Source organism: Bacillus sp. JJ722, assembly GCF_036963345.1.
In the GTDB taxonomy this organism is placed as follows: domain Bacteria; phylum Bacillota; class Bacilli; order Bacillales; family DSM-1321; genus Bacillus_AD.
This window is the reverse complement of record NZ_JBALMO010000208.1, coordinates 1-6,378: the sequence shown is the minus strand read 5'-3', so window position 1 is coordinate 6,378 and position 6,378 is coordinate 1. Positions and strand designations below refer to the sequence as shown.

Annotated in this window: 7 protein-coding genes and 1 pseudogene; 1 reads left to right on the top strand and 7 read right to left on the bottom strand. The window is 35.1% G+C overall.

The window, feature by feature from the left end:
* From safA to V7014_RS20975, 7 genes are all read right to left on the bottom strand, one after another.
* Positions 1 to 323: SafA/ExsA family spore coat assembly protein (safA, locus tag V7014_RS21005; RefSeq protein ID WP_335509986.1), on the bottom strand; the 323-nt coding region annotated here is incomplete at its 3' end.
* 225 nt (positions 324 to 548) lie between these two features.
* Entirely contained in the window at positions 549 to 1,013 is a 465-nt protein-coding gene (locus tag V7014_RS21000; protein ID WP_335509984.1) for a dTDP-4-dehydrorhamnose 3,5-epimerase family protein, read from the bottom strand.
* Positions 997 to 1,845, bottom strand: coding sequence for a dTDP-4-dehydrorhamnose reductase (gene rfbD, locus V7014_RS20995; RefSeq protein WP_335509982.1), 849 nt, complete (start codon positions 1,843 to 1,845; stop codon positions 997 to 999). The genes V7014_RS21000 and rfbD overlap by 17 nt, the downstream gene beginning before the upstream one ends.
* Positions 1,842 to 2,798 (bottom strand): dTDP-glucose 4,6-dehydratase, encoded by a 957-nt coding sequence (gene rfbB, locus V7014_RS20990; RefSeq protein WP_335509980.1) that lies wholly within the window; start codon positions 2,796 to 2,798, stop codon positions 1,842 to 1,844. The genes rfbD and rfbB overlap by 4 nt, the downstream gene beginning before the upstream one ends.
* Before the next feature lie 39 nt (positions 2,799 to 2,837).
* Positions 2,838 to 3,704, bottom strand: a complete 867-nt coding sequence (rfbA, locus tag V7014_RS20985; RefSeq protein WP_335509978.1) for a glucose-1-phosphate thymidylyltransferase RfbA — start codon at positions 3,702 to 3,704, stop codon at positions 2,838 to 2,840.
* Positions 3,705 to 3,801: 97 nt separating this feature from the next.
* Entirely contained in the window at positions 3,802 to 4,437 is a 636-nt protein-coding gene (locus tag V7014_RS20980) for an acetyltransferase (protein ID WP_335509976.1), read from the bottom strand.
* Positions 4,434 to 5,558, bottom strand: coding sequence for a DegT/DnrJ/EryC1/StrS family aminotransferase (locus V7014_RS20975; RefSeq protein ID WP_335509974.1), 1,125 nt, complete (start codon positions 5,556 to 5,558; stop codon positions 4,434 to 4,436). The genes V7014_RS20980 and V7014_RS20975 overlap by 4 nt, the downstream gene beginning before the upstream one ends.
* Before the next feature lie 324 nt (positions 5,559 to 5,882).
* Here V7014_RS20975 and V7014_RS20970 point away from each other — a divergent pair.
* Positions 5,883 to 6,378 (top strand): annotated as a pseudogene (locus tag V7014_RS20970) (hypothetical protein); the annotation flags it as partial.

Below are 6,378 nucleotides of genomic sequence, written 5' to 3'. Positions count from 1 at the left end.
ATTGGTTTTGTTACATTTGGCTTTGCCATTTCTTTAACAATTGGTTTCGCTTCACTAGGTTGAGGAGCTTCTTTTATCACTGGCTTTAAGATCCCTGACATAACTGTTTCTTTTTTGGAGTTTACATTTATTTTTGTATTTGATTGAGAAGTAGCAGGGTTTTTTGAAGCACCTACACCTGGAATTTTTATTTTCATGCCTGGCATAATCATGTCAGGGTTGCTCAGCTGGGAATTTAACTTTTTCAGCTCTTCGAAATGCACGCCGTACTTTTTTGCAAGCTTCCAAAGTGTGTCTCCTTTTTGGACAATGTGTATCTTCACGCTGTTTCCCTCCTATGCAAATGTCCTTATATACTATGAAAAAATAGGCAAAGTGCTAATGTTTTTCATGAAAACTTATGCAGGTAAGAAATTAAATATGAATATGAAATCTTATTCTATTAAATACCATAAAACCCGAATGTAAATTTAAATACCTTCGCAATTGCTTTGTAAAGTTTCTTATTGTATAAAGAAAACCACTGGTTAGTCAGTGGTTTCAATGAATTATCTATGTTTTGTTTCCCAATCAAAATTAATTTCCTTGTCGTTCCACGGAATTCTTTTTTCATCTGGTCGCGTAGCGTTATAAGACTTGGTTGTACAATACAGAACCGTAACTGATTTTTCGCCTAGTACGCGATAACCATGAGCAACCCCTTTAGGAATGAGTAATATACTCGGATTATTTTCCCCCATGTAATATACATTCGTTTCACCTTTGGTAGGCGACTCTTCTCTTAAATCATATAACACTACTTGTGCATTACCAGATGAAACGAACCAAAGATCATCTTGTTGTTCATGATAATGGAAAGCTTTAATGACACCAGGATATGATGTTGTCCATGAAAGTTGGCCAAAATGTGTTAAAAGATTGTCGTCATCTCTTACAACTTCGGCAAAAAAACCTCTATCATCACAATGTTTAATTAATTGTTTAAATACAACATTTTCAATCCCCACTATCATCACCCTCTTTCTTTAAATATTCATACAATCCTTCTTTCCAATTCCGTATAAATATCCCGTTGGCATTTATCTTTTGATGGCTTAAAACAGAATACATAGGTCTTGGGGTTTTAAGTCCATACTCTTTAGTCGTAACAGGGATGATAGTTGTTTGTGAATTTAGAACTGATCCAATTTCAGTGGCAAATTCAAACCAACTACAACTGCCAGAGTTTGAAATATGATAAATTCCATTGGGCTTATTTAATAACTGTTTAATAGCGATACAAAGATCTTTCGTGTAAGTAGGACAACCATATTGATCATGAACAACACGAATATTTCGAGCCTGATTAATTAGCTTTTTTATCGTATTTACAAAATTTTTACCTCCATGGCCATATAACCATGATGTTCTAATAATTGTAGTGCTTTCATATGCGACGAGAGATAACTCTTCACCAAGTAGTTTACTTTTTCCATATACAGTTTCAGGATTAGGAACATCTTCTTCTACATAAGGTACATTCTTTTGTCCATCAAACACATAGTCAGTGCTAATATGAATAAATTTCACATTCCTATTTTTCGCTTCACAAGCTAGATAATATGGTCCAATTCCATTAATAAGATAAGCTTCACTACTATTTTTTTCACACAAATCGACTTGTGTATAGGCAGCTGTATTAATAAGATATTCTGGTTGGATTTTCTGTATTATTTCTTTTATGTTTGTGCGATTCGTTATATCCAATTGTTGTTTTGTAAATGGAATTACTTCGTATTCATCTTTTAAATGTTTAATGAGTTCCTGCCCTAGTTGGCTGTTTGCACCCGTTATAACAATCTTCATAGCAAAGATCCATTAAAATTGCTCATATGCCATCTAACAGTTTCTTCTAATGCTTTTTCAAAGGAATACGCTTGTTTCCAACCGATTTCATTTTGGATTTTTGTAGAATTAATGGCATATCTTCGGTCATGACCTTTACGATCTTTAACGAACTCAATTAAGTTATGAGGCTTGCCCATTATATCTAAAATATGTTTAACCACATCAATATTTTTTCTTTCATTGCCACCACCAATATTATAAACTTCACCTGAAATGCCTTTTTCAAGTATCATGGCAATTGCTTTACAATGATCTTCTACAAACAACCAATCTCTTATTTGTAGACCATCTCCATAGATAGGAATTTTATGATTGTGAAGAGCGCTATATACAATAGTAGGAATAAACTTTTCTCTATTTTGGTAAGGACCAAAATTATTGCTGCATCTTGTTGTTATGAGGGGGAGTTTAAATGTTTCATTGTATGAACGAACCAATAAATCTGAACTTGCTTTCGTAGCTGAATAAGGATTGTTAGGTTTTAGAGGGGATTCTTCTGTAAATGGTTGCTGAGTAGTAGTTAAAGTTCCATATACTTCGTCTGTAGAAATGTGAATCATTTTTGCTGCATATCCCTTTAATAAATACTGTAATAAATGATAAGTACCTACAATATTTGTTTTAATAAATTGGTCTGCATTTTTGATACTATTATCAACATGAGACTCAGCAGCAAAATGAATGATAGCATCATAGTTTTGGTCCATCACCTTGTCTATATCATCCTCGTTAACAATGTCGCCTTTAATAAAACGTAATCTAGAGTCAGATGTGAGATCTTTTATTATTTTAGGATGACTAGCGTATGTTAAAGAATCTATAACCGTTATCGCATACGAAGTATTCTTTAGCAATAAATGAACGAAATTTAGGCCGATGAACCCGGCACCTCCAGTAACTAGAAGATTCATTGTACCGATTCCTTTCTAGAAAGTAGTTGAAGAATAACTTCATTCTTCTAATAATCGTATAAGGTATTTCCCATATTCATTCTTCTCTAATGGTTTAGCTAAATTGAGTAGCTGTTGGCTTGAAATGAAACCTTTACGATAGGCAATCTCTTCAATACAAGCAATCTGCACATTTTGCCGATTTTGAATGGTTTGAATAAATAGTGAAGCGTCTATTAGGGATTCATGGGTACCAGTGTCCATCCAACTAAAACCTCTACCTAACAGCTCCACATTTAACTCATTTCTTTGGAGATAACATTCATTCACAGAAGTAATCTCATATTCTCCACGTAAAGATTTTTTAATATTTTTAGCTATATCAATCACTTTATTATCATAAAAATAAAGCCCCGTAATAGCATAGTGAGATTTAGGAGTCTGTGGCTTCTCCTCTAAAGATTTCACTTTATAATTCTCATCAAATTCTACTACCCCAAATCTTTGAGGATCATTAACATGATAACCAAAGATCGTTGCACCTGTTTTTCGAGATACAACATTTTCTAATGTTTTAGTGAAATTATGTCCGTAAAATATATTGTCACCTAATATTAAAGCTACTGAATCTGTTCCTATGAATTCTTCTCCAATAATAAATGCTTGAGCGATACCATCTGGTTTTTCTTGTGCTATATAGCTTAAGTTAATTCCTAACTGTGACCCATCACCTAATAGGTTTTTAAATCGAGGCACATCAATAGGTGTTGAAATAATTAGAATATCTTTAATACCCGCAAGCATAAGCACAGATAATGGATAATATATTAACGGTTTATCATAGACAGGTAATAACTGTTTTGAAACAGCTTTAGTTAATGGATATAATCTAGTGCCATACCCACCAGCTAATATGATTCCTTTCATCATTATCACCTCCTAGAAATAATAATTAGTTTATTAGTAGCAACCAATTACTATTATATGCGTGGGAAGGTGATTTGCTTTTAGACAAACTCGCTAATTAATTTATATCTTTTTTGAACACGGCAGGCACTCCTGCGTATAGTTTTTTACCAGGTACGTCATTCTTCACGAATGCTCCACCACCAATAATCGACCATGGACCGATATTGATTTTTTCACGAATTGAAGAACCAATACCGATATAAGCTCCTTCTTCAATTGTCACATTCCCAGCAATAGTAACTCCAGGGGAAATAGTTACATAATCACTAATGATATCGTCATGGCTAATATTGGAACTTCGATTAATGATCACAAAATCTCCAATACGAACATTTGTAGTAATAATGGTACCTTCACAAATAATTGAACCAACTCCAATAGTTGTTCGTTTAGAGATATAAACAGAAGGATGTATGATTGTATCTGCCATTTCAAATCCTGCATCTTTTGTTTTAGTAACGAATCTTTTTTTCAAGTGAGGATCTCCTACACCAGCACATACTATTTGTACTTCCTTTCTTAAAGAAGTAATATCATGAAGATCGCCTAAGATCGGTAGATCATCTATAATAATTCCTTTCATTTTTGGTCTTTCATCAAGAAATCCTATAACTTCATAATGTAAATATTCACAAAGGTGATTGACTTCGCGCGCATGCCCCCCACTACCCCAAATAACAATTTTTTTCATCGACTCAATCCTTTAGCAAGAACATGTGTAATTTCCTTAACATTGCTTTCTTTCATCTCTTCCCATAGCGGCAAACTTAATATACGTTCAGAAATATTATCCGTAACACTCATTAAGGTTCGATTAAATGATGTGAAGTATTGTTGATGATGACATGATGGAGAAAAATATGTTCGTGCTTCAATATGATTATCAGCTAATAGTTTGACATAATCTGAATTTCTCCGATCTTTAGGGCAAAGAACCGGCATAAATTGATGAGCAACCGATCCATTTATTTTTTGAAGTTGCCACTCATTTTTTAATACGGCGTTTTGTTGAAATTGCTCACAATACCATTGATATATTTGTTGCCTTTGTCTCATTTTCTCCGGAAAAGCATCTAATGTAGCAAGAGCAATAGATGCGCTATATTCTGAAAGCTTACTATTAAGACCTTGAGAAATCGTTTCTCTATTTGTTGAGAAGCCAAAATTACCCGCTCTTCGCAGTTGTTGAATTAGATCTGTATCAGCACTATATACTAAACCACCCTCGCCAATTCCAAATGACTTAGTCGCATGAAAGCTAAATACAACAAAGCCAGGAAAATCACTTCCAAAAGAACCATTATCCCCTTTTGTTCCAAAGCTAGGGGCAGCGTCAAAAACAACAGGCATTCCTCTTTCTTCTAATCTTTTATAGAAGTTTATGTCCATATCTGTGCCAAAGGTTGCATAAGGAATCACAATAGCTACCTTATCTCCTAATTTCTCTAATGCTTCTTGGATGAGTTGCTCATTCATGCACCAATTATCTTCATTAATATCAATGAAATAAGGTTCTAAACCACACCACATAGCGGCAAGTGGAGTAGCTGAAAAAGTGAAACTAGGCATTAATGCAATCTGCCCTTTAGGTCGTTTATGCTGATTAATAGTCAACATCAGTCCAATTGTAGCGTTACTTACCGTAACTGCTGCTCCGCTCCCTCCAAAGTAGTTGTTCAGCACTCTATTTTCAAAAAGTGTATTTAACGGACCATAATTGCTGTAAATCCTGGATTGCTCCATTTGTGATAAATAGCCTGAAAACGTGTCTTGTTTCACAAGATTTGGTCTTAAAAACGGAATCTTTATCATACTCTACTCATCTCCGTTTCAATTAATCTAAGAATTAAATTCAGATTTCAAAGATTCATTTCCATTTATATTCAATTGCATATGCAAAAATGTATATATAGATTGTTAATAAACAATTTTATAATAATAAAATAATTGTTTGATGACTATTAGTATTTTTTCAAGTACCTTGTTCATAGCCCTTTTTTTGCCCTTTTTATCATTATTAAGGTACCTAGTCATAGCAATACTTCATATAAAAATGTATATGTATTAGCTTTAGTCCAGTTCAAATAATTATCTTTGAATAATATATATCAATTAATTAGAAAGGAGAAATTAACATTGGGCAAACGTAAAAGATGCGAAATCTGTGGCTTCTTAGATTGTTTATGCGGCTTTTATATGTGTGAATGTGGATGCTATTTTCCAGAGCACTGTCACTGTCACCACCATCGTAGAGGACCACAGGGGCCTCAAGGACCAAGAGGACCTTATGGAGAAGGATCTCAAGGGCCGCAGGGTGTACAGGGACCTTTTGGATTAACTGGACCTCAGGGTGTACAGGGACCTTATGGAGAGGGATCTCAAGGGCCTCAGGGTGTACAGGGATTAACTGGACCTCAAGGGCCTGCTGGTACACCAGGAGGACCTCAAGGGGACGCTGGGCCTCAAGGGCCTGCTGGACCTCAAGGCAATACTGGTTCTCAAGGCGCTACTGGACCTCAAGGTAATACTGGGGCTCAGGGCACTACTGGAGCTCAAGGCAATACGGGACCTCAAGGAACAACTGGACCTCAAGGCGATACAGGTTTAACAGGTTCCCAAGGGCCTCAAGGTG